At 48.0% G+C, this 23,644-nt stretch carries 19 protein-coding genes; 12 read left to right on the top strand and 7 right to left on the bottom strand.

Annotated elements, in window-relative coordinates:
- Positions 1-81 precede the first annotated feature (81 nt).
- Positions 82-3,096, bottom strand: a complete 3,015-nt coding sequence (locus ACJJIL_RS01970) for a TonB-dependent receptor (RefSeq protein ID WP_445361082.1) — start codon at positions 3,094-3,096, stop codon at positions 82-84.
- 637 nt (positions 3,097-3,733) lie between these two features.
- Positions 3,734-4,435 (bottom strand): glutamine amidotransferase-related protein, encoded by a 702-nt coding sequence (locus ACJJIL_RS01965; RefSeq protein ID WP_445361081.1) that lies wholly within the window; start codon positions 4,433-4,435, stop codon positions 3,734-3,736.
- A 315-nt stretch (positions 4,436-4,750) separates the two neighbouring features.
- Between ACJJIL_RS01965 and ACJJIL_RS01960 the strand changes: the two genes are divergently transcribed.
- From ACJJIL_RS01960 to ACJJIL_RS01945, 4 genes are all read left to right on the top strand, one after another.
- On the top strand, positions 4,751-6,352 hold the full coding sequence (locus ACJJIL_RS01960; RefSeq protein ID WP_444896033.1) for an AbgT family transporter: 1,602 nt from the start codon (positions 4,751-4,753) through the stop codon (positions 6,350-6,352).
- A gap of 736 nt (positions 6,353-7,088) precedes the next feature.
- Complete coding sequence (locus ACJJIL_RS01955) at positions 7,089-8,147, top strand: AraC family transcriptional regulator (RefSeq protein WP_445361080.1); 1,059 nt, start codon at positions 7,089-7,091, stop codon at positions 8,145-8,147.
- A gap of 397 nt (positions 8,148-8,544) precedes the next feature.
- A complete protein-coding gene (locus tag ACJJIL_RS01950) occupies positions 8,545-8,799 on the top strand; it encodes a hypothetical protein (RefSeq protein ID WP_413663408.1) in 255 nt (84 codons plus the stop codon).
- Positions 8,800-8,851: 52 nt separating this feature from the next.
- Positions 8,852-9,958: a YHYH protein gene (locus ACJJIL_RS01945; RefSeq protein WP_444911572.1), complete on the top strand. Its 1,107-nt coding sequence runs from the start codon at positions 8,852-8,854 to the stop codon at positions 9,956-9,958.
- Positions 9,959-10,041: 83 nt separating this feature from the next.
- Here the strand turns inward: ACJJIL_RS01945 and radA are convergent, their stop codons facing one another.
- The gene (gene radA / locus ACJJIL_RS01940) at positions 10,042-11,436 is read right to left on the bottom strand and encodes a DNA repair protein RadA (RefSeq protein WP_444896030.1); all 1,395 of its coding nucleotides are present in this window, start codon (positions 11,434-11,436) and stop codon (positions 10,042-10,044) included.
- Positions 11,437-11,697: 261 nt separating this feature from the next.
- Here radA and ACJJIL_RS01935 point away from each other — a divergent pair, with 261 nt between their 5' ends.
- The 7 genes from ACJJIL_RS01935 (at position 11,698) to ACJJIL_RS01905 (ending at position 17,937) form a co-directional block, all read left to right on the top strand.
- Positions 11,698-12,141 (top strand): pseudoazurin, encoded by a 444-nt coding sequence (locus ACJJIL_RS01935; protein WP_413663411.1) that lies wholly within the window; start codon positions 11,698-11,700, stop codon positions 12,139-12,141.
- Positions 12,142-12,205: 64 nt separating this feature from the next.
- Positions 12,206-12,952 carry an oxygen-binding di-iron domain-containing protein gene (locus ACJJIL_RS01930; RefSeq protein WP_444896029.1) on the top strand — a complete coding sequence of 249 codons (747 nt, stop codon included), beginning with the start codon at positions 12,206-12,208 and terminating at the stop codon, positions 12,950-12,952.
- Between the two features lie 82 nt (positions 12,953-13,034).
- Positions 13,035-13,382 (top strand): hypothetical protein, encoded by a 348-nt coding sequence (locus tag ACJJIL_RS01925; protein ID WP_444911574.1) that lies wholly within the window; start codon positions 13,035-13,037, stop codon positions 13,380-13,382.
- 108 nt (positions 13,383-13,490) lie between these two features.
- Positions 13,491-13,979 carry a DUF411 domain-containing protein gene (locus ACJJIL_RS01920; RefSeq protein ID WP_444896027.1) on the top strand — a complete coding sequence of 163 codons (489 nt, stop codon included), beginning with the start codon at positions 13,491-13,493 and terminating at the stop codon, positions 13,977-13,979.
- Positions 13,980-13,990: 11 nt separating this feature from the next.
- Positions 13,991-15,781 (top strand): copper resistance system multicopper oxidase, encoded by a 1,791-nt coding sequence (locus ACJJIL_RS01915; RefSeq protein WP_445361079.1) that lies wholly within the window; start codon positions 13,991-13,993, stop codon positions 15,779-15,781.
- Complete coding sequence (locus ACJJIL_RS01910; protein ID WP_445361078.1) at positions 15,774-16,520, top strand: copper resistance protein B; 747 nt, start codon at positions 15,774-15,776, stop codon at positions 16,518-16,520. Before ACJJIL_RS01915 ends, ACJJIL_RS01910 begins: the two co-directional genes overlap by 8 nt.
- 145 nt (positions 16,521-16,665) lie before the next feature.
- Positions 16,666-17,937 (top strand): alpha/beta hydrolase, encoded by a 1,272-nt coding sequence (locus tag ACJJIL_RS01905; protein WP_445361077.1) that lies wholly within the window; start codon positions 16,666-16,668, stop codon positions 17,935-17,937.
- A 591-nt stretch (positions 17,938-18,528) separates the two neighbouring features.
- Here the strand turns inward: ACJJIL_RS01905 and ACJJIL_RS01900 are convergent.
- The 3 genes from ACJJIL_RS01900 to ACJJIL_RS01890 all read right to left on the bottom strand — a co-directional run bounded on the left by ACJJIL_RS01900 (position 18,529) and on the right by ACJJIL_RS01890 (position 21,031).
- Positions 18,529-18,822 carry a hypothetical protein gene (locus tag ACJJIL_RS01900; RefSeq protein WP_444915460.1) on the bottom strand — a complete coding sequence of 98 codons (294 nt, stop codon included), beginning with the start codon at positions 18,820-18,822 and terminating at the stop codon, positions 18,529-18,531.
- A gap of 243 nt (positions 18,823-19,065) precedes the next feature.
- Entirely contained in the window at positions 19,066-19,989 is a 924-nt protein-coding gene (locus ACJJIL_RS01895) for an SDR family NAD(P)-dependent oxidoreductase (RefSeq protein ID WP_445361076.1), read from the bottom strand.
- Entirely contained in the window at positions 19,973-21,031 is a 1,059-nt protein-coding gene (locus tag ACJJIL_RS01890) for an MBL fold metallo-hydrolase (RefSeq protein ID WP_444915458.1), read from the bottom strand. The genes ACJJIL_RS01895 and ACJJIL_RS01890 overlap by 17 nt, the downstream gene beginning before the upstream one ends.
- A gap of 134 nt (positions 21,032-21,165) precedes the next feature.
- Here ACJJIL_RS01890 and ACJJIL_RS01885 point away from each other — a divergent pair, with 134 nt between their 5' ends.
- Positions 21,166-21,777, top strand: coding sequence for a TetR/AcrR family transcriptional regulator (locus tag ACJJIL_RS01885; RefSeq protein ID WP_444915457.1), 612 nt, complete (start codon positions 21,166-21,168; stop codon positions 21,775-21,777).
- Between the two features lie 89 nt (positions 21,778-21,866).
- Here ACJJIL_RS01885 and gbpA read toward each other — a convergent pair whose 3' ends face one another.
- Positions 21,867-23,516 carry an N-acetylglucosamine-binding protein GbpA gene (gene gbpA, locus ACJJIL_RS01880; RefSeq protein WP_444915456.1) on the bottom strand — a complete coding sequence of 550 codons (1,650 nt, stop codon included), beginning with the start codon at positions 23,514-23,516 and terminating at the stop codon, positions 21,867-21,869.
- Positions 23,517-23,644 lie beyond the last annotated feature (128 nt).

The raw sequence follows: 23,644 nt of genomic DNA, 5'->3' as shown, positions 1-23,644 counted from the left end.
TGAAACCAGCAATAAAAAAGGGAAATACAAATCCCTGTAGCAATCATATAAAACGATTACTACAGGGAAAGCACTATAAAACTAGAAGGTTGCTACCAAACCAATTCGTGCAGACCTTGGAGCTGTCCAATCATATGCAGCGCCATACCAATCGTTAACTTCAGCCGAATTTAGCTCATAGTGCTCATTAACATTCGTAGCCTCTTGATTGTCGAAGACATTGTAGATGTCAAGTGATGCTGTCATATCAACTCCATTCAATGAGAATCTATACCTCATAGAGGCATCTACATTAAATGTCCATGGGGTTCTGCCAACCTCTCCTCTCGGAATGTAAATATACTCGCCTGTTTCAGGATCCAAATGGTAGAAGGTATCACCATAGCTACCATAAACGTTTGGATCATCACTTGGGTAACTATGACCAAATGCGGATATTGGTCGCCCACTCGCCAAAGTAGCGTTTAAACCGAATGTAAGGTCTTCAGTAAAGTCATAACTTCCAAACAGTTTGAAGACATGCCTGCGATCATTAGGCTGGTAACCTTCTGCTCCATCCATGAGAGCTGGGAAATCGAAATCTTGAGTGACACCGGCATCAGCCTGGTCAATATCAGACTTTACTGCCCCTTCAAAATTACCAGTGCTACGAGACCAAGTATAAATGAACTTCCAGGTCATCTGATCTGTACTATAAGTCAGATCTGCTTGAAGAGCGCGATAGATATTTTTAGCTTCAGGTAGACCGATTGTTTCTGCAGAAAATTTCCTTAGGGAGTCAGGATCTGGTGAGCCATCAAATAAATCTCCCTTAACTACAAGTTCGGAACCATCCCAATAATACCCATCGGCATACCAAGACATCGACTCACCCGGGTTTACCATAACGCAATACGGCCATGCATAGCGCCCGCAGTAATCATCAAGAGCAGAAACAACTTCACGATAGACCCCGCGAACTCCCACACTTAGATCATCGTTAATCGCTGTTTCAAAACCTAAAATATACTCGTCGCGAGCAAATGGCTCAGCTTCTTGAGCTTGGAATATATCCTTCTCTGGAATTACAGGAACGGAGCTTACATAGGAGGAGGAAGCAACATCACCATTTATAGGCGTAATTCCCGTAGGAGCATTAGTTACTGAGTCAATGCCAGTATAAGTGTAGTAGGTTGTTACATCACTTACACCTGATGCAGCTCTATAGATCGTATTATTCGCAATTGGTAAATAGTAGCGACCCCAAGTACCGTAAACCTTTGTCTCACCATCACCAAAGGGGTCCCAAGAAAATCCTAACCGGGGGGCAATATCTGTATCAAACTCGAACAGCTGTTTCCCTGTAGTGCCATCCCCCTCATAAATATCTTTACGTAGACCGATGCTTATCATCAAGTCATCCATTATTTGCCACTGATCTTCGATATAAAAAGCAGTCAAATCCGAACTAAAACCGCCTCCTCCTTCGAAGATGCGATCACTTACGACTTGTAACGGTTCTCCGGTTTCGTTTGTAAATAAGACTCCCTGATCGCCTTGTACACTTCCACCAATGCCAACAGTTTCATAAGTCCAACTATGACCAGCAACTGGAGCTGTAGTACGAGTTGAAGAGCGCTCCTGAATATCAACTCCCGCTTTCAGGCTATGATCTCCCAGTGAGTAATTGATATCTAAACGATATTGTGTATTTTCATCAAAATTTGAACCAATAGTTCCACCACCGCAGGTGCTTACTCCCAGCCCAGCTTCATCTGCAATTGCTGGGCACTCTAAGGCTAGCGGCTCGGTGGTGTACTCAGTTTCAATTTGGCCCGCCATAGCGGATATACTTAAATCATCTGTTATATACCCGGTATAATTAAAGGAGTGGGCATCAGATCCCCTTATTCTGGTATTACCTGTAACAACCCCAGCTGAAGCACCGATATTTGGCCCAATTGACCCGGTATTTGCATCAAACTCATAGATAAGTTCCTCAGTTTCATTTCGATCAGAAAAACCAAAATAACTCAACCGGTGATTATCAGTAATATCCCAATCTATTTTTGCGCCCCAAAATAGATTGTCAGTACCAGATGATTCACGAGTACGAAATTGAGTATCTGGATTTCCTTGGTCAAATCCAGATCGATAAGCAAACTTATCAGTTTTATCCCTAGGATTAATCAAACCATAGAAAAAGAGCTTGTCTTGAACAATTGGACCCGAGGCAGAAAATGTGTAAGAAAATTCATCATATTCATTTTGGGATTCATTACGGAAAACATCTCCTGTTCCACCATTGCCTCTAGAAACAGACCCTTCAGAGCGAAGGAAGTCTGGATCCCAGTAAACAGTGCTACCGAACTCCCAAGTATTTCCACCACTTTTAGTAACGGCGTTGACAACACCACCCGTTGTGCGACCAAATTCTGCTGAATAGCCGCCAGTTTTCACCTGAAACTCTTGATAAAACTCAAATGGAACAGAGCTACAACCTATCCCCTGCCTAGTATTTGTTACTTCCAATCCGTTGATATAACAAGAGTTTTCTGCAATCGAAGCTCCGCCGAAGGAAGCGGCACCAAAACCATTACCAGTGCCAAATCCAGTATCTCCGGCAATAACACCTGGCGCCAACAATGAAACCGCTGTCAGGTTCCTTGCGATTGGCATCGCATCAAGCTCAGCCTCCCCCATAACCAAACCAGAATCCATTGTATAGGTGTCAACAGAGGTTAGAAGTCTCCCTTCGACAACAACCTCTTCATAAGCAATATTATCAATATCAAAATTGGCATTGGCATTAGCACCAAGGGTGACCCTTACTGTACGCTCACCCACCTGCTCTCCATCTTGGGTGACCATAACTTGATACATGCCAATAGGCAGCTTGGTAAACCTGAAGTTCTCCCCCGAAACTGTTTCAATCGAGCGCGTTAACCCCGTACTCAAATTATTAACAGTTACTACGTACTCTTCTCCCACCTCTTGCTCAGAAGATTCGATAACACCAACAATATTAGAACTTGAGTTACCTGTCGCGTACACTTGGCTCCCAACAAACGACAAGCCAATAGACGTCGCTAAAAGCGTCCTTTTAAACAAATTCATAAACCCATCCTTTTGATTATTAAATATGTTTATTAATTATGCTAATCAAACCACTCTACTACTGCTTACTCACCCCATTAAATTACCCCCCACCAAACAACCATAAAAAATGAAAAAACATTCAGAGAAACGCCCTCCCTTTAATCCTGATAGACTCATAAAAATTAAAAGTGGGACAATCATTTCAAATACTTAAAACTACCCCTCTTGGCACCCCACATATTAAGCAATCATACTTTTTTAAAACAACCAATAAAAATATTTTCTACCGCCCTCCAATATACATCAAAGAGAAAAGGCAGAAATACCGCCAAAACCGGACATAATTAACAAATAGAAAATCTTTAAAGTCTATTTAATAGATTTATACCACGGACAGCTACCATCAAAAAATGCGGGAGCAAATTCAATAAAAGATAATCAGAACCAATTACGATAAATGGCACTCTATATTCAAGAATATCTAATTTATAAATACTTCAAGTCATACTAATTTACTACGCATCCATACTGGATTAACGATAAACAAGGTAGACCTCAATATATTCTCAATATAAATAATTAAAGTGCGGCAGGTTAAAAAGTCAGGAAGGACTGATTAGCAAGGAAGCGAGGCCGTTCACTTCCTTGCAGAAATTTACTTACGTAAAAACTCCAACATCCATCTAGCAACTGCATTTTCATGGATATCGTTCTTGAGTGACTCCTGCCCTTTATCTACCACTTCTTCACCAAAAGCCTGCCGTCGAAGCTCCATTAAGCTATTTGAGTAAGGCTTAGTAAACTCCGGATGCGCCTGGAAGCTAAGCATATGATCATCCACCTGCACCATTGCCATGGGGCAGAACTCACTGGAAGCCAGTACTCGCCCACCAAGCGGCAGCTGATCCACCTGATCCTGATGCGTTACTAAGAGACTAAAGTTGGGGGCGGGTTCAGACATCCAACTAGGCGTCTCCTGCATTTCGTAGGTGTGCACCCCCAGCCCCCAGCCCTTATCTGACTTACGAGCCCGGCCTCCCAGTGCCTGGGCAATTAACTGGTGACCAAAGCAAATACCAATGGTCGGCTTCTTCTCACCATGTAACTTGCGTACAAAATCCATTAAGGGCGCAATCCAGGGTTTGTCGTCATAAACGCCTGTCTTGCTACCGGTAATCAGGTAAGCATCTACTTCATCTATATGATCGGGATACTGGCCGTGCTGGACTTCGTAGGTGTTAAACTCCAAATTGGAGTCCTGGTCGCGCAACAAGTCGGCAAACATCTCCGGGTACTCCCCAAATTCGCCGACAAGCTCTTTGCGCACATCATCGGTTTTTAAAATTCCAATCTTCATTATTTTCACCGCTGAATTGACTACATAGTATTGGGATTATGGCATATCCAGTCATCTGAGACCGCTATCAGAAAGACTTACCCTGATATGACAAGCGCCATAACAGCACATCTTTCATCATAGATCTTTTACCTATCCGGGTCGCCTGATAGCTCTTTGGCCCGCCGCCTAGGAGCAACATTTCTCTCTGGGCATTCTTAGCTGAAGTAGTTTTGTGTATGATCTCGGCTTTAGCACATTTTTCAGCCAACCCTTCGGCTACAAGGCGGCCCAGAGGCAATTAGGGTCGCTTGCAGTAACGACTGAGGACCAACAATGACCACAACAACCTCCCCGAGTGATCGGCAGGATAGTCCCCCAGGGCGCAAGACAGCCTTTATCCGCTTCTTAGATGCAGTGGAATGGCTCGGCAACCTTCTCCCCCACCCAATCACACTGTTCGCGCTATTCGCCGTTAGCGTGATAGTCATTAGTGGTATCGCTTCTTACTTTGGACTGTCTGTCCCCGACCCCCGCCCGGTTGGGGCTGCTGGCCGAGCGCCAGATGGCGTCATTGAGGTCTTTAACCTTATGAGTGGTGATGGACTCAGGATGATCGTTACCAGTCTGGTTAAGAATTTCACCGGATTTGCTCCTCTGGGGACAGTTTTGGTGGCTTTACTGGGGGTTGCGATTGCCGAGCACTCCGGCCTGTTAAGTGCCGCTGTTCGCGGTCTGGTACTCCAGGCTTCCAAACGCACAGTCACTGTCATAGTGGTTTTTGCCGGCATCATCTCTAATACCGCCTCTGAATTGGGCTACGTGGTACTGATCCCATTAGCCGCAATGATTTTCCACTCTCTCGGTCGACACCCTATCGCTGGCCTGGCTGCCGCGTTTGCCGGTGTCTCTGGCGGCTACAGTGCTAACTTGCTGCTGGGAACGGTGGACCCGCTGCTATCGGGGATCACAGAATCAGCAGCCCATATGATCGACCCGACCTACTCCGTGGGCCCGGAAGTAAACTGGTTCTTTATGATTGTCAGTACCTTCCTGATCACCGGGGTTGGTAGCTGGGTGACCATGAAGATCGTAGAACCCAAGCTGGGTAAATATGATCCCAGTGAAGCATCTGTCGACCTGACTCAAGACAAAGTTGGCACCCTGACCGACGCCGAGAAGCGCGGCCTTAAGTACGCAGGTTTGGCTGTTTTGGGCGTATCTGCAGTACTCGCTTTGACGGTGGTACCTGAGTGGGGTGTTTTACGTAATCCCGAGACAGGCTTGGTCGCGGGCTCTCCGTTCCTAAAAGGTATCGTCTCACTGATCCTGGTGTTCTTCGCTATCCCGGGATTTGTTTACGGTAAGGTTGTCGGCACCATGAAGAATGACCGAGATGTCATTGATGCCATGGCCAAGAGCATGAACAGTATGGGGATGTACATTGTCCTGGTGTTCTTTGCTGCGCAGTTTGTCGCCTTCTTTAAGATCACCAACCTGGGCACCATTTTTGCCGTTTTAGGTGCTGATGCGCTACAAAGCATCGGCCTCACTGGGCCACTACTGTTCCTGTTCTTCATCATGATGTGTGGCTTTGTGAACTTAATGCTGGGCAGTGCCTCTGCTCAGTGGGCAGTGACAGCTCCCATCTTTGTACCCATGCTGATGCTGCTGGGCTACGCCCCGGAAGTAATCCAGGCGGCCTACCGTATCGGTGACTCTGTGACCAACGTTATCACGCCGATGATGAGTTACTTTGGCCTGATCATTACTTTTGCTGCGCGCTATAAGAAAGACTTGGGCATGGGTACATTGATCGCCACTATGATCCCCTATTCCATCTTCTTCTTTATCGGATGGACAGCCCTGTTCTTCATCTGGGTTTTTGCCTTGGGACTGCCCGTCGGCCCCGGTGCAGCTACTTACTATGGTGGCTAATCCACTGATTAATCAGTAATCCTAGAGCCCGCTTATGCGGGCTTTTTTGTCTCCCCAAAATGACCGTACATTTGAACTGGTCATTTATATCCGCTGGTAACTACCCAAAAAGTGTTAAAGCGTTCCTGAAATCACCAGTCATTCAAGATAGCTTTAGGCAGGGGCAAAAAAGTGGATAAATTAAGAAAAAATTATTATTCCCAGATATGGAGTCACCATAAAACAAAAAAATTTTTTTGCTGTCATAAGGGAATAAAGTTTCAATGTATTAACTTTAATTGGTATTTTTTTTCATTAGGTGACATTTTGATTATGAGCAAAAGCCAAAAGCCCTTCGAATCCACAAAAAAAAACAAGTAATATAGGCCTTGAAATAATACTTAGCGGAGACTGATAGGCGGATTGCGCCAGTTTCGGCTGCCTTGTTTTAATCTCATATATTATTTTCTCAGGATGAGTCGTGTGCACTTTGTGGTAGTTAGTGCAGTAACAGTTATCCATAGCGCACAATACATATCAGGAATTCGAAATAAAACAGGCATTCGCCAATATGACGGTTTTGCAAATCCGTCAGACAATGCCCAGGAATGTGTAATCCTGGAATTTGCATTTATTTGTAGATTCCTAAAATTATCGGGCGCGCCTATCAGTTGAATATTTCCGCTCAAATAGAAGTTGCGACCCGGCACGCCTAATAATTAAATCAGGCTGGGTTCTTGGAAGGATTTGGAAGAAATTGACCCAACAAATAAGAGCTAAGCTGTTAACCGGCTTTTATGACCAAGTATCCCAGCTAAATGGCTGCCCGGAAACACTGCTTAATAGCGCCGGTATTAACCCCGAGCAGGTTGAAAAACTCGAGGGGTATCTCCCGTTGAGTAAAGTGACTGACCTTGTTGAAAAGGCCGCACGACAACTCAATTGCGCGGATTTCGGACTGAGACTGGCAAAAAGCCAGGGGGCTGCCGCCCTCAGTTCTCTTGGAGCAGCAGTATTGCAGTCGTTGACCCTCGGGGAATTCCTCAATGCTGCCGTAAAGCAATTTGCCGCCCCTCCTTATAACCTGCGAGTTGAATTGGAAGTTAAAGGGCTCCAAACGTTTATAACTTTTCATTGTTTAAATGATTTAGAAAGTTATATACCTTCGGACTCTCCATTGCCTCTCGAGCTATTCCGGGAATTTCTCCTTGGGGTTTCTGTTGTCGCACTACAAATATTATGTGGTGAAAAGTTCAATCTGGAGGCGGTTCATTTAAAGTCCAAACAGCCGCTCCACGACCAATATGAAAACTTTTTTGGTACAAATGTACAGTTTTCACAAAATAGCGACACCTTGGTTCTAAGTAGCGGCCAGTTGGCCCAACCGACCGAGAAGTGCAACCCGGTTTTAAGGCCTCTATTAAAGTCTTATATCGACAAAGTACTGGAACAAGGTGAATCAAACCTGATTCACCAGGTAGAACAGCTGATCTATTGCCTGATGCCGCTAAAGCGCTGCAGTCTGCAGGAAGTCGCCAATCAGCTGGGCATGCACAAGCGCACACTTCAGCGCAGGTTGCGAGATCGGGAATTGGTGTTTGAGGATATTCTCGACCGTATTCGCCGCGAACGCGCAGAACATTACCTCAGTAGAAAGTTGCCACCTATGGCCCAGATTTCCAATATGCTGGGGTATCGGGAGCAGAGTTCATTTAACCGGGCCTGCGACCGCTGGTTTGGTACCACTCCAATGAAAGTTCGCCGCAAGTTGTTGAGTGAAGCTGCGGCGAAAGCTGCACTGGAAACTGAAAGTTAAAGCCCCTTCAGAAAAATACAGAATCAGTCGTGACACAAGCCAGATTTTAGCTTGTGTCACGACTGATTAAATACCCAGCCTTTCCTACTTACTCATCCCCCTAATTCCCACCTCCACCACTGATCAATTAGAGCCTGTCAGATCTCTGGATCATTAGTCGCAAAGTGAGCTCTCCAGCCCCACACTTCTTTACAAGTTATCCACATTACTTACTCATTCCTCGACTACTTTCGATGGCAGTCCCAGGCCAATTCGAGAAGCCAGCCCTTCGCTGAGCGGTAATCGCCATTTCCCGAGTCTATAGTTTCGGGCGACAGCAATAACCTCTGTCAAAACCCAATGAGCAAAGTTGAGGCTCCAGGGACTCCCCTCAAAGTGCCTACGACAGGAGAACACGATGAAAAAAATATTTATCCCAGTAGCAGCCCTCTTACTGGCCACAAATGTATCTGCACAGCCGCGCCAGCCTCCGCAGGAAGCGATTGATGCCTGCAGCAGCTTGGCTGAAGGAGACGCCTGCACTGTCGAGACACCCAGAGGCACATTGGAGGGCACCTGCCGTATGCCCCCGCAGATTGAGCAGCTGGTCTGTGTACCTGCCGGCGGCAAGGGTAAAGGCGGCCCTCGCCCCATGGAAGATGAAGAACAGTAACTCCCAATAAATCGCAACCGGCCAGCGGTACTGTAAATCTTGAGATGTCATTATGAAGAAGTGGTTATTTGTGGGGCTTTGCAGTATTGCGCCTCTCTCGCTGGCTCACGTACCCGATAGCGCCCTGGAGGCTTGTCGAAACCTGTCCAGTGGCGCCAGCTGCTCAATGGAACTGCCCAATGGCCGAGTCAGTGGTCGCTGCCGCAACCACCCCCAATCACATGGCCTAGCTTGTGTTCCCGAGCGCAAACCGACTGCGCGCTCTACAGGAGGGGGCGCCACTGGTGGACGCCACACCGCTCGCAAACACACAGTGGTGCAATCCGATGGTCTGCAGCACACTGTTCCCGCTACCGAAGCGCCGATTACCTTTAGTGAAGTGAGTATCAGTATCCAGGGACCCTGGCGCGTTATTGAGGCCAACGGTATTTCCGAGCACAAGACTGGTACCTTCCCCAATCGCGGCAATCCCCATGAAATCGAGGTGCAGCGCTATCGTTTCCGAGTTCCGGCTATCCCCCAAGTTGCCGCTCAACCTACACCGGTTCCGTTGCAGAATTTTGGTATCGGACTGAACGGAGTGCCTTTCGACCCCAGTGCTGCGGAATGGTACTTGGGCAATCGTGGACGCTGGCGCTACGAAGCCCTATCCGGCGCGATTCAGCTGGGTGTAGACGATAACTACGCCCATGTTCAGCCCAATGGTGCCTATCACTATCACGGAATTCCCACCGGTTTATTACAGCGCCTGGGGGTATCTAAGGAAAGGCATTCGCCGCTGATTGGCTGGGCTGCCGATGGATTCCCCATTTATGCCCTGTACGCCTATGCCGATGGTTGGGAACCGAAATCCGGGATTGCGGCAATGACTTCAAGCTATCAGGTGAAACCCGGGAAACGCCCCAAGGGCAGTAGAGAACCCGGTGGTTACTACGATGGTACCTTTGTGGATGATTACCACTATGTGGCTGGCTCCGGCACATTGGATGAGTGCAACGGCAGAATGGTAAGCACCCCGGAATTCCCCAAGGGCACCTATGCCTATTTTCTAACAGAGGACTGGCCCATTATCCCACGCTGTTACAAGGGCACTCCGTCAGAGGATTTTCGTCGGGGCCCCGGTAACAACCAGCGCAAGGGAGCTACTAGGCGCCCCTAGCGCAGGAGGCTCTGAAAACTCACTTTCCCAGAGGAATACCACAAGGTATTCCTCTGTCAAAACAGCCGCCCCCGACTGGAGTGTCAGCTCATATCAATTACCGCCAGCGCTTCTGCCAGGGTTTTGACCGAGTGCATTTCCATTCCCTCGATATCGTTCTTAAGACGGTTGGCTGCAGGCACAATGGCTTTGCGGAAACCGTGTTTGGCCGCCTCGCGCAAACGCTCCTGGCCCGAAGGCACTGGGCGAATCTCGCCTGACAGCCCAACTTCCCCGAATACCACCAGATCCCGGGGCAGGACACGGTTGCGGAAACTGGAGACTACCGCCAATAACAGTGTCAGGTCGGCGCTGGTTTCCATCACCTTTACCCCGCCGACCACATTGATAAAGACATCCTGGTCCCCCACCAAGACACCACCGTGGCGATGCAACACAGCGAGCAGCATGTTCAAGCGGTTCTGGTCGAGGCCCACCGCTACCCGGCGGGGGTTGCCGAGACTGCTATCGTCCACCAGGGCTTGCAACTCCACTAACAGCGGCCGGGTGCCCTCCCACACCGAAGTCACCACAGAACCGGCTGCGATCTCCTCGGCCCTTTGCAGGAAAATGGCTGAGGGATTGGATACCTCTTTCAGGCCCTGCTCTGTCATGGCAAACACGCCGAGTTCATTAACGGCCCCAAAGCGATTTTTATGCGCCCGCAGTGTGCGGAAGCGGGAGTCGTGGGTGCCTTCGAGGAGAATGGAGCAGTCGATAATATGTTCCAGCACCTTGGGGCCCGCGAGACTGCCATCTTTGGTGACATGCCCCACCAGAATCAGCGCCGTGCCGGTCTGCTTGGCAAAGCGGGTCAGGTAGGCCGCACTCTCGCGCACCTGTGCCACAGAGCCGGGGGCCGATTGCACATCGCTCATGTGCATCACCTGGATCGAGTCCACTACCATAACCCGAGGATTCACTTCCTTGGCTGCCAGGCAAATACGCTCCACATCGGTTTCACTGAGCAGTTGTAGAGAATCCGTAGGCAGCCCCAAGCGCTTAGCGCGCATAGCAACCTGCTGGAGAGATTCCTCGCCGGTGATATAAAGCGCCGGCATTGAAGTGGCAAGATGGCACAGGGTCTGGAGTAAAACAGTGGATTTACCCGCACCGGGATGGCCACCGATCAATACAACGGAACCCGGAACCAGCCCGCCGCCCAATACCCGATCCAGTTCCGAGGCCGTAGTGGGAATACGCGGCAGCTCGCTGAGGTCGATTTCCGATAATTTTTGCACTTTGCCGGCACCAGCGGAGCCGGCGTAGCCACTTTGTGCATCGGTAAAATTCGCGGCGCGGCTGTCCTTGTGATCCGGTCCCAGGCGTACTTCCGATAGGCTATTCCAAGTGCCACAAGCACTACACTGCCCTGCCCATTTGGTGTAGTCAGCGCCGCATTCATTACACACGTAGGCAGTTTTACGTTTTGTGGCCAAAGCACTCTCCCGAAAAGTCACAGAATTGATCGGCGCACAGTTTACCCCTTATCCGGCCGAGGCGGGTGGTGCTCAGCGGTCAAAAATGACTCTCCTACACGGATCCCTTCTATTGGCATCTTCTCCTTCTAATTGGTCTATCTGCGCGATTGATCTAGATCAATTCACCCAGCCCCCTCCGAGATAACATCCGCCGCTGCCTCTACCCACTAATGGGGAGGCGCTGAACAACACTGACTAACCATCGAACAGGAAGTAAGTATGTCGTCTATTACTCTTCGCGGCGCGATTCTGGCGCTCGCCATGGCCTCGACCTCCGCCCTGGCTGCGGATCACGAAGTTAAGATGCTGAACCAGGGCAAGGACGGCATGATGACTTTTGAACCGGCATTTCTCGCGGTAGCGCCGGGCGATTCTGTCACCTTCCTGCCCACTGATGCGGCCCACAACACTCACTCAGTTTTGTCCCCTGCCGAGGGCGCTACCTGGAATGGCAGCATGGGAGAAAAGGTGACTGTCACTTTGAACCAGGAAGGTGTCTACGTATACCAGTGCGACCCACATCTGCCGCTGGGTATGGTTGGGGTAATTCAGGTAGGTAAGGCAACCAACTTGGAAGAAGCCAAGAAGCATGCCGAAGGCATGAATGCCGGTATTGCTATGAATAAGGAGAGGCTCACTCAATACCTCGGCCAAGTCCAATAAGAGGAGTCGCGGCGTGGACATCCTATTTGAAAAAGGTCACCACCTGGTTGCGCGGTTCGGCGATTTGGTTAAAGAGCAGAATGGCAGCGATGGGGTACAGGCCAATCAATTTGTTATTCGCCGCGGCACCAAAGGGGCGCTTATCGATCCCGGCGGCGATCTGACTTACACACACCTCACCATTGAGCTCAGCCGCCATTTGAACCTGAGCGAACTGGACCTGATCCTGGCCTCGCATCAGGATCCGGATATTATCGCCTCGCTGCCGCGCTGGATGCTGCATTCACGCTGTAAGGTAGCGGTGTCGAAACTGTGGTCGCGGTTTTTGCCACACCTGGTTTCCGGCTTTGTCGCCTCGCGTGCCGGTGCTGAGCGCTGGCAGGAACGCATCATGCCTCTGGACGATAAGGGAGAAATTATCCCCTTCAGCGACAGTGAGATCTGGGCGCTGCCAGCGCACTTTATGCACTCCTGTGGCAACTTCAGTTTTTATGATCCGGTCAGCCGCATATTATTTTCCGGCGATATCGGTGCCTCACTCGGTGGAGAAGAGGGCGAAGTCAAAGATTTCGATGAACATCTGCCGTCGATGGAAGGGTTCCACCGCCGCTATATGGGCGGGAACTGGACCTGTCGTCTCTGGGCTAAGATGATTCGGGAACTCAACCCCGCAATGATTGTGCCCCAGCACGGCGGTTACTTTGCCTCCGACGATATCAAAGAGCGTTTCCTGGGCTGGCTCGAGCGCCTCGAATGTGGACCGGACCTGTTGCGACACCAGGACTTCCGCCTACCCCTGGGCCGCTCTTAACCCGCCATCCCGCAATCGGGAAAGTTGCACCGGCAGAGGCCAGCCCATACACTGCGGGCTGGCTTGTTTTCTGAATACCGCCATGCACACCGGGATCTTTCGCCTATTTTTGCTCACACTGTTACTGGCCTTCGGCGGCCAAGCAGTTGCGTCATCCTGTGCGGAAACACACGAATCCCCAGCGGCACCCATCGCTGCAGAAGAAAAAGCCCACTGCGACGGGGCAACCCTTGAAAACTGCAGCGACAGCCATCCCGCCAGTTGCACTGCTGAATGCAGCTGCTGTGCAGGGCCAGGCACCAGTTCTGCGGTAAACACTCAATATAAAATCCTTGTATACAACCGCAATCTACTTGTAACTGCCTACCGGGAATTTAATTCCTCTCCAGATCCGGAAATGGCACTGCGCCCACCCATATTCCGCACTTAACGGGCCCCGTATGCCTAGGCATACGCGCACTCCCCAGTTTTACTCCAAATATTTTTTATAAATACTCGCACGCCTGTGTGCGTCCTAAATCTCATCATCGGAGTTCATATGAACCGTTCAATTTTGATCGCTATTGCTGCGCTACTCACAACCCTGGCATTAAGTGCCTGTGCCGAATCTCCAGACCCCAAAAAGGAATCTGTGAGCCTGACCACTTACAAATCCGCCACCTGCGGCTGCTGCAAAATTTGGGTTGAGCATGCCCAACAAAGTGGCTTTGACGTCGTAGCAAAGGATGTCGAAGACCTTAACGGCGTGAAAAAGCAGCACCATATCTCTCCGCGCTACCAATCCTGCCACACCACAGTGTCAGAACAGGGCTATGTTTTTGAAGGGCATGTACCGGCAAAGCTGATACAGCATTTCTTGCAGAACCCACCGCAAAATGCCATTGGTCTCGCAGTGCCAGGTATGCCCCTGGGCAGCCCCGGTATGGAAGTGGGCGACCGTTTTACGCCCTATCAGGTAATGCTGCTTAACAAAGACGGCAGCAGCGAAATTTACGCCGAAATCAATACGGCACAGGAGCAGTTTTAAAAGGGACATCGATGACAGAGAGCTTCCGCACCGACGCCGTATCGAGGCGTACTTTCGTCACAGGTCTCGGAGCGGGAGCCCTGCTGCTGGGGTTACCCCACAGTTCGCACCCAAACTCGCCAACAGCTTCGACAGCAACCCTGCGCGGTAACCACTTTGATTTATCCATCGGGTACCGCCAGGTAAATCTTACCGGGCGCGAACGACAAGCCCTTACCATTAATGGCAGTCTACCGGGCCCCATTTTGCGCTGGCGGGAAGGGGAAACTGTTACCCTGAATGTCCATAACCAATTACCCGACAAATCCTCCCTACACTGGCACGGTGTTAGGGTACCCAGCGATATGGACGGCGAACCGGGGTTGAGCTTTAGCGGCATTCAACCTAGGCAAACATTTCGCTACCGATTCCCTGTGCGCCAAAGTGGTACTTATTGGTATCACAGCCAATCCGGGTTTCAACAACAGCGGGGGCTTTTGGGGGCAATAGTCATTGATCCGATATCTCCAGAACCATTTTCTTACGAGCGGGATTATGTTGTTGTCCTATCCGATTGGAGCGATGAATCTCCCCAAACTATTTATACCCATCTAAAAAAAGACCCGGACTACTACAACCGGCAACAGCGCACGGCTACAGATTTATGGCGTGAGGTGCGCACAAAAGGTGTCGCACAAACCTGGCGGGACCGGCATCAATGGAACTGGAAACAGCTTTCCGACCGCAGTATCTCCCAGGTCACAGGCGAGACTTACACCTACCTGATTAACGGGCATACACCCGATACCAATTGGACTGCATTATTTAAACCTGGTGAGAGGGTTCGCCTGCGATTAATTAACGCAGCTTCGATGACCTTATTCGACCTGCGTATCCCCGGCCTGAAAATGAAGGTGGTGGCGGCCGATGGACAAAATGTCGAGCCCATTAGCGTCGATGAAATTCGTATTGGCAGCGGCGAAACCTATGACGTAATTGTCGAGCCAGAGAGTGAACAGGCCTACAGTATATTTGCGCAGTCCATGGACCGCAGTGGCTATGCGCGAGGCACACTGACAAGTGATATACATCTGAGTGCAGAGATTCCCGCGATGGATCACCGCCCAGTGCTCACCCTACAAGATCTGGGACTGGCGAGAAAAACCGAAGAGACGGACACATTCTTTAAAACAGCTCAGACTACTCACACCGAAAACCATTCCGATTTGCCCGATGCAACTGAGGGGGGATGGTTTTACGGAAACCTCGCTGCAGCGGGGCTCGGTAGTAATAGCCCTATTATTCACCAGCCAAGTGAATCCGGATTCAGGGTGGATCACCGCGCGCTGACGCCAGCAAACGGCATCTCTGACCCCGGTGTCGGACTCAGAAAACATAAACATCGTTATAACCGCCGTGTACTGACTTACAGCGACTTGCGCAGCAGTGAACCCACCCAGGATGAACAGGAGCCACAGCGGGAATTACAGTTACACCTGACCGGCAATTATGAGCGCTATCTCTGGTCAATAAATGGTGAAAAATTTCGCGATGCCAGCCCATTATTATTTCGGCACCAGGAGCGCCTGCGCATTACCCTGGTCAATGACACCACGCTTCCCCAACCCATGCACTTACACGGTTTTTGGAGTGAGTTGGAAACCGGCGACGGAGAGTATTTACCTCGCAAGCACACGGTGATCGCACAACCCGGATCAAGCATCAGTTACTTGGTCAGCGCCGACACCTATGGCCGCTGGGCTCTACACAGTCAAATGCTTTACCAGAGGCCCGGTATGTATCGGGAGGTGCGCATTGTTTAAAAATGTTGCAGGGATAGCAGCAACACTATGGATACTTTCTGCCCAGGCCAGCTATGGGCAGGCAGAACCTCAGCATCAGCACCATAGCTACCAGTTCTCTGGTGGGGATAACGAAGAAGAACCCATGGCTGAAGTCAGCCTCGACTATGTGGAACTGCGAGGTGATAACGGCGGGGAAATCGAGGGAGACTTCAGTTATGGCGGAGAGCAAAATAAATTTGTCGCCGAAGTTGACTATGAACGAAGTAGTGGGGAAATTGAAAAAAATGAACTCTGGGCGCTCTATAGCCGGGCAATTTCGGCAAACTGGAATTTCCTAATTGGAATTCGCCACGATTTTAATCTGGAGACTACCAGCCGGAATTGGGCTGCTGTGGGTATTACTGGAGAGTCTCCCTACAAATTCGAAATGGATGCAGTATTTTTCTATGGAGAAAATGGCAGTACTGCATTTCGCCTGGAAGGCGAGTATGAAATAAAGTTGGCACAGGACTGGAATCTGGTCCCACGTATCGAGCTGAACTTTTTTGGGCAGAACGATGAGGCCCGAGGTAGCGGCTCCGGCTTATCGGAAGCGGAAGTCGGCTTTCGGCTCATGTATGAAGTCACCAGGAAATTCTCACCCTATATCGGCGTCCACTATGAACGTGAAGTGGGAAATGCCGCTGATTTCGCCCGTGAAGAAGGCGAGGATGTGGACTCAACCGTATGGGTACTGGGGTTTAGAGCTTGGTTTTGAAAAAATCCAACTTTTTATATCTATACAAGTTGTACCACTTCGCATCATTTGTAACCAACTTTACCGCCTTCTCAATCTGTCATAGCATCTAATAGACCTTAATCGCCTTTTTAAAAAATTTAAATTCAGCAAGGATGCCGGTGATATGATTATCTCCCGTATACTGTTAATCGCAGTTTCCCTTCTGTGTGTGGGCCTATCAGCAGAACCTGAGAGCCCACAGAGCCACTCTTCTGTTAACACGACCAAACACCTGAGTTATGGCGATGAAATTCTTTTCTCATCCAGAATCTTGAGTCGTGAAATACCAATCAACATATATTTACCGCAAACGTTCCATCAAGCATCAAAGCAGCATAGATACCCGGTTATCTTTATTAATGGCACTCACGGCAAAGAATTTTTCCACGCCTTAACCGGGGTAGTAAAGCATCTAAGTAGCGTAGAACGTATGCCGGAAAGTATTGTAATCAGCCTTAATGATGGTGGTGATGAACCGGAAACCTACCTACATGGAATGTGGACACATACCGCAGAGGAGAAATTTAGCGCCCAGGGAGACCCTGAGGCCTATAGTAAATTTCTAACTGAAGAACTATTCCCATATTTAGAAAGTAATTACCGCGCACTCAACAATCGAATGATTATTGGTGTTTCAACTAGCAGCATCTTTCCTCTCTACGCCCTAACTAACAAACCTGGATTGTTTCAGTCTTACTTCTTTTTATCTGCGGCCGATATATTTGGTATGGGACCCACTTCAGAGAGTACTTTTATTGATGAAATAACTACAAGTATGCAGACCTCATCAAACAAGATCAGTGCTTTTTATTTCGCGATGGCTGACAGTGATATGCGTAAAGATAAGCGCCATGAAAAAATCTTAAATCAAATTAACACCAAACTATCGCCTTACGCAAAAGAGAACCTAAAACTAAAAATAGAAGTTCTTGACAATGAAAACCACTACGGTGCTTTTATAAAAGCCGCGCTATCGGCCATTGAGCTTAATTACCCCCACGACGAGTGGTCCGCAAATTATCGAGAATTGATATCCCAACCTGGTGACGCCTTGCAAAATATCGATCATTTCTATGAATCACTCTCACAGAAATACGGTTTTCCTATTTTACCCAGGGCTACACGTTGGAGAAATGTTAACAAATTGAGCTATATCACCAATTTGTTACTAAAGGATGGTCGCATCCAGGAAGCCATCAATGTCGCAAGGCGATGGGTAGAATATCGACCAAATTCTATTGATGCCCACCAAAGTTTGGCCCAGGCGTTACAACAGAATGATGAAATTTCAGAGGCTTCTGATGTTTTGAAGAAAGCACTAGAAATTTCTCGCAATCAGGATAAAAGTAAAACGGCGGCGATAAATCGGCAACTAGCAGAACTCAAGCTCAATTAGCATACAGTTAAATTTTTATTCACTAAAAATTAAAAATATAGTTATCACACTAATTTTCTTTTCCCCGTTAGCATTCACCTCACAGGAAAATCCAAAATAGTGGGACAGGATAAGTTATTACAAAACTCTCCGAACAGAAATCGGGGCTCTTAGACTTGATGTATATTTAAAACCTGAGTTTTCGAATACTACAAAAACCGTCAAAAACCTTGTTTTTGTCCTAAATAACACACCAATTGAAATACCAAAAGACGTTATAGACAACTTCAAAGGAATAGCTCCCGGAAGCTTCACTTTATCTACCAGCTATTATAGTGATGCAACTGGAACCCCTGACACAGTAATCACTGCTGCTTTTAATTACGGATTTCCAAGCTGCGTTAGAGAAGGACGTATATCTGTTAGGAGTACAGGTTATCTTTTACATATGATCACAGAGGACGATAATTGCTCTTCAGAACCTTAGGCCAAGGGCACTTAGTAAGGTGGAAAACTAAAAAACGAGCTGGCATTTACCTCCAGCTCGCCTACAGAAAATATACCAACACCTATCTGGCACACAGCTACTAATAGCAATTTCACAGAACCTCTCTACTCACTCACCAGGCGTAAATCCGTAGCCATCTCATCTTTCCACCAAGCCTTTGTTGCTTTGGGAGATTGCAGGCGAACAGCCTCTCCAATGATAGGCGTTACCAAAGTGACACCCTGATCTTTGGCTGCCGCCTGTGCGCGCTCCAGGGGTTCATACCAATCGTGTAGGGCAAGATCAAAAGTACTATTGTTGATAGGCAGTACTGCTCCCCCACCAAGTTCCAGATGCGCTGTACACTCTCTTCGAGAGGCCTGAAAAGGCCAAAAGATACTTTTACCCGTTTTCTGCATATAATTGAGCCTGAGAGATGGACATCAACCACTACTTCCAACGAAGACTGATCTAAAAGAAAGAGAACCTGGGTTTAATAGTGTGACAACTGGGGTTGGCAGCCTACTTATTTTTAAAAGAAAAAGTAAGGAAATCAAGATAAATCACAAAACCTATAAAAATCTATTCTAATATAAATCTCTCAAAAGACAGCCCTGGCATAAACAATCTAGGCTATCCTCAAAGCACTTCCAGGAAATCACTTAACGGCCTTTAACTATCTCTGTTTTTTTATTATCCACTATCTTTTTAAATACATTCCCAGATAATTTTAATAACTTAGCGCGACTTAAGATTCGAGGCAAGATACTAAGTAATACCTTTTGCTTCCCTGAAAGCACATAGCTTCTGTTGGCAAGAAATCCATGTAACCCTACTTTGGCTACATGCTCCGCACTTTCATACTGTTTTTCATCAACACTTACATCATTATTTGCCACTGCCGCAAAGTTTGTCTTAGTTCCACTAGGACATAAACAAGTTACTGTGATACCTGTACCTTCCAATTCGTTACATAAAGCCTCTGAAAAATTCAAGACATAACTTTTGGATGCAGAATATACGCCTGCATAGGGCACTGGCATTAAGGCCGCACCTGAGGCGACATTTATAATTCCTCCAGATCTTTTACTTTTCATACCATCAAGGTATAGGTAACAAAGCTCTGTCAATGTACTAATATTGAGTTGCAGCATCCTTTTATAGGTTCGAAGATCAAAATCCTCAAAATTGCCCCATTTCCCAAATCCAGCATTATTAATAAGAATATCTACATCAAGTCCTTTATCTTTCGTTTTCTGAAATAATTTCTGTGCAGCCCCCTCTACGCTTAAATCCATAGCAATTAAGGACACTTGGACCTGATATTTCTCTTTAATTTTCTTGCTGACTTCTGCCAAGCCCGCTTGAGATCTAGCAACGAGAACCAAATGAGTTCCCTTATTCGCACACTCATAAGCAAACGCCTCCCCAATCCCTGAAGAGGCACCTGTGATTAATACAGTTTTTGACTTCATAGTACAGCCACTTAAATATTTAGATATTGGAAAAAATTTAAACGAACAAAAGATGTATAACTTATATTTACCTAGCCACAACTTAAGCGATAACTTATTTAGTTTTTTCAACTAAAAGTTCCCGCCACCAGGATTTGGTTGGCAATGGATTTCTCAACTTTACCGGTGCACCTATCACCGGTATTAACAGCTTTACAGCCCGATTTTCCGCAGCAATTTCTACACGCTCGAATGGTTCAAACCAGTCATGCAGAGCAAGATCAAAAGTACTATTGTGGATAGGTAACATTGCTCGCCCTCTGAGATCGAGATGTGCCTGTACACTCTCTTCGGGCATCATATGAACCGAACTCCAAAGCTTGTTATAAGCACCCGTTTCCATCAGTGTCAGGTCGAACGGACCAAATCGCTCACCAATTTCACGAAAGCCACTAAAATAGCCACTGTCACCGCTAAAGAATATACGGCCCTCGCGCCCTTCAATTACCCAGCTGGCCCACAATGTTGAGTCTTTATCCGTTAGTCCACGCCCGGAAAAATGTTGAGCCGGGGTCGCGGTAAAGTGCAAACTGCCCAGGGCAAACGATTCCCACCAGGCCAACTCCTCAATTTTTTCGGCCGGAATTCCCCAGTTACGCAAACGACTTCCCACCCCGGTAGGAACGATAAATTGCTCTACTTTATCCTTGAGTGCGCGAATACTATTTTTGTCCAAATGATCGTAGTGGTCATGGCTGATAACGACCGCTTTAATCGAAGGCAAGTCTCGAATCTCTATGGGCAATGGATGAAAGCGCTTCGGGCCCATCCACTGAACCGGGGATGCCCGCTTGCTAAATACCGGATCTGTCAAAACATACTGATCATCCATTCGAATCAGTACTGTGGAGTGCCCGAGGCGATATACGGCACTCTCAGCGACTGGGGCAGCCAGCTCCGCAGCGGGAATCTGTCGCAATGGAATAGGCTTCACCGGTGCGGGGGCTGCGCGATCCGCCTTAATGTAGGCGCCGATCATCTCAACTATACCGCCACTACTGACTTTGTAGTCCGTATCACTGTTGCGGAACTTCTCGGGTTGATTTGTACAGCTACCAAAGAGACCTACCGACATAACAATCACTCCTGCCAGAATCCACCAGCGCTTCTTCATTTCACTCACCATGTAAACTATACAGTGCAGTGTATAAACTAACTATATGAAAGTAAACTATATAGTGTAAAATTTGCGTAAGAAGTAACTTGCCGGCAATGGAATCCCCCGGCCCAGATTTCACAGAGATACCCATGACTGAAAAGAAACCAACCAGAAGTGAGCTGAAACGCCAAGCTATTATTGATGCCGCCAAGCAGGCTTTTCAGGAGCTGGGAGTGCAGGGCACGAGTATGGACGAGCTGGCAGCCCGAGCACAGGTATCAAAACGCACCGTGTACAACCACTTCTCCAGTAAAGAAGCCCTGGTGATGCATTTGATCGGTGAACTCTGGCAGCAGGCCACCCAGCCCTCCGGTTGTGACTACAACCCGGATAGTGATATGCAATCACAACTCCACACACTGTTAGAGCAGGAAATAAAAACGATCTGCAACCCGCAGTATATTGAGCTTAACCGCATGGCCTTCGACTACTTCTTCCACCAGCCGGAAGCACTACAGAAGGAAATGGAAAAATATAAGGCCCATGAAACCGGGGTGCAGCGCTGGATCAAATCTGCCGTAGCTGATGGGCGACTAAAGTCTCTCGACATAGAGGTCGCCAGTGGGCAGATTCACAACCTGATTAAGGGCGGTTGCTACTGGCCTCAGTTACTTCAACTCTCTGGCCCACCGAGCTCCGCCGAGCAAGAGGCACTGGCCGAGCGCACCGCTGCGATGTTTTTAAGTTATTACCAAGCTTGAACCTCTGCCCTAAAAGGCCATTTTTCACCTACTAATTTACCTATAAAAAAGGCCCCAAAAGGGGCCTTTTTTATCTTATCGGGAACAAATTACAGTCTTTCCCAGAGTATCTCCCAGTTCCCGCCAACACCCGGCTCGAACTGTTTTGCACCTCTTCTCACTTCCTTACAGTAGTGGGAGTAAGCAGAGTCCTTACACTCGTAGACATTACCATCACGGCCCAGGACTTTAGTACCCGCAGCATAGTTTCTATGGCCTCTAGGGAAGACATAATCATAATCCTGATCACTCGAGGATTGGTCATCGTCATTGGAGCTATCATCGTCTCCGTTTGAAGTATCGTCGTCATCATTAGAGGTGTCGTCATCGCCGTTGGAGCTATCGTCGTCACCATTAGAAGCGTCGTCGTCGCCGTTCGAGGAGTCATCATCCCCATTAGAGGAGTCATCATCTGAGGTATCTTCAACCAGATAGAAGTTCAGGGTATTTTGATCAACCATGTTGCCATCGCGATCTTTTACCACCACTACAACCATGTGGTGCCCTGCTACAGTCTCTGAGAGAGTCAAGCTAGTACTGGCAGTATCACCATCATCAATGTTATTGCTATAGCTTGATAGAGTATCACCGCCATGATTTACCACTGTAACCTCAACGCTGACATCTCCCGTAGCACTGAGAGCCAAGTCTAGAGAAATAGCACCGCCTGTAATTGTGTATTCACTTTCAAGACCACTTACCGTTACTTCATAGTTGGGCTCTTCTTCGCTCAACTCGTAACCGATCTCGACATTTTCCAGGCCACTGCCATCTTTTAGATAAATGCGGTTGATACCGTACAGAGGCTCAAAACTATTATCACCATCGAAATCACCGGCGCGGATATCGGTCTGCTCTACATTAATCAACTCAGCCAAATCATGTGACCAGTTTTCAGCGATGCCCTGCTCTTCGGAGGCAATTTCCAAAACAGTGCTGTAAGATGAGTTTTCACCTGAGCCATCAAATACGCGGGTATATACTTTATCGCCAACATTCAAGTCCTGCGTCGGATTGATGGTACCCGCAGCGCTCCACTCGGTATTAGTGACATTATCGCCATCGAACTCTACATCGATAACATTGTAGAAAGCGTTAACCGTATCACCTACATCCCAAACAGCCAGAATTACATGATAGCCCTCGCGATCCGGCACCTGACACTCATGAGTTGTATTTACATCTGGCTGTTCATAATTGCCATCTATCTCACAGAATGGGTCGAGATCAAATTGATCGCGAGTCAAGACTGAATTCGGATTCCAATCTTCTTTAGTAATATAGTATTTCCAATCACGAGTTACATGGTTGGCGGTGAAGTACCATTTGAAGGTTTGCCAACCGGAGCTAATATAATTTTTTACCCAGCGATCAGATGTCTGTTCATTAAGCTCAGACCAGGCACTGCTTCCTCCACTGGCAATTTGCCCATCGGCAGGGCCGCTATCGGGAAAGCCTTCAGGACCTTCAATACTCTGTGGTTCCCACTGAACTGCACCGCAATTCAAGTTCATTTCACCGGTATCTAATGCGTATTTACACAGGGTACCACGCGCAGAAGCTACACCACCGTCAGCGGCCTCAACATAACCATGACTGAAAGCATTAGAACTGGCACCGGCTAATACCACTGCCATTAATGTGCGATTGACTATCGGTTGTTTAAATACGGATGCTAATTTTTTCTTACGTAGAATCATATCTCTGCCCATTTATTACTTTACGCTCAACTTCCTTCCCCAGCTGAACACAAATTTTTACTTTTAGAGGATGTAAATCCTGCAACGCTAGCGACAGAGTTATGGACCACCACTAATTGGCACGGTTC

The organism is Microbulbifer maximicatervae (SeqCode) (assembly GCF_052468095.1).
Note: the sequence above shows the minus strand (reverse complement) of the source record. Positions and strands in the feature narration are given on the sequence as shown.

Bases quoted from the DNA above. Each gene is read 5' to 3' on its own strand.
- ACJJIL_RS01905 (WP_445361077.1), top strand. From the start codon at position 16,666: ATGATTATCTCCCGTATACTGTTAATCGCAGTTTCCCTTCTGTGTGTG.
- ACJJIL_RS01970 (WP_445361082.1), bottom strand. From the start codon at position 3,096: ATGAATTTGTTTAAAAGGACGCTTTTAGCGACGTCTATTGGCTTGTCG.
- ACJJIL_RS01960 (WP_444896033.1), top strand. From the start codon at position 4,751: ATGACCACAACAACCTCCCCGAGTGATCGGCAGGATAGTCCCCCAGGG.
- ACJJIL_RS01950 (WP_413663408.1), top strand. From the start codon at position 8,545: ATGAAAAAAATATTTATCCCAGTAGCAGCCCTCTTACTGGCCACAAAT.
- ACJJIL_RS01900 (WP_444915460.1), bottom strand. From the start codon at position 18,822: ATGCAGAAAACGGGTAAAAGTATCTTTTGGCCTTTTCAGGCCTCTCGA.
- gbpA (WP_444915456.1), bottom strand. From the start codon at position 23,516: ATGATTCTACGTAAGAAAAAATTAGCATCCGTATTTAAACAACCGATA.
- ACJJIL_RS01925 (WP_444911574.1), top strand. From the start codon at position 13,035: ATGCACACCGGGATCTTTCGCCTATTTTTGCTCACACTGTTACTGGCC.
- ACJJIL_RS01915 (WP_445361079.1), top strand. From the start codon at position 13,991: ATGACAGAGAGCTTCCGCACCGACGCCGTATCGAGGCGTACTTTCGTC.
- ACJJIL_RS01890 (WP_444915458.1), bottom strand. From the start codon at position 21,031: ATGAAGAAGCGCTGGTGGATTCTGGCAGGAGTGATTGTTATGTCGGTA.
- ACJJIL_RS01965 (WP_445361081.1), bottom strand. From the start codon at position 4,435: ATGAAGATTGGAATTTTAAAAACCGATGATGTGCGCAAAGAGCTTGTC.
- ACJJIL_RS01920 (WP_444896027.1), top strand. From the start codon at position 13,491: ATGAACCGTTCAATTTTGATCGCTATTGCTGCGCTACTCACAACCCTG.
- ACJJIL_RS01945 (WP_444911572.1), top strand. From the start codon at position 8,852: ATGAAGAAGTGGTTATTTGTGGGGCTTTGCAGTATTGCGCCTCTCTCG.
- ACJJIL_RS01885 (WP_444915457.1), top strand. From the start codon at position 21,166: ATGACTGAAAAGAAACCAACCAGAAGTGAGCTGAAACGCCAAGCTATT.
- ACJJIL_RS01935 (WP_413663411.1), top strand. From the start codon at position 11,698: ATGTCGTCTATTACTCTTCGCGGCGCGATTCTGGCGCTCGCCATGGCC.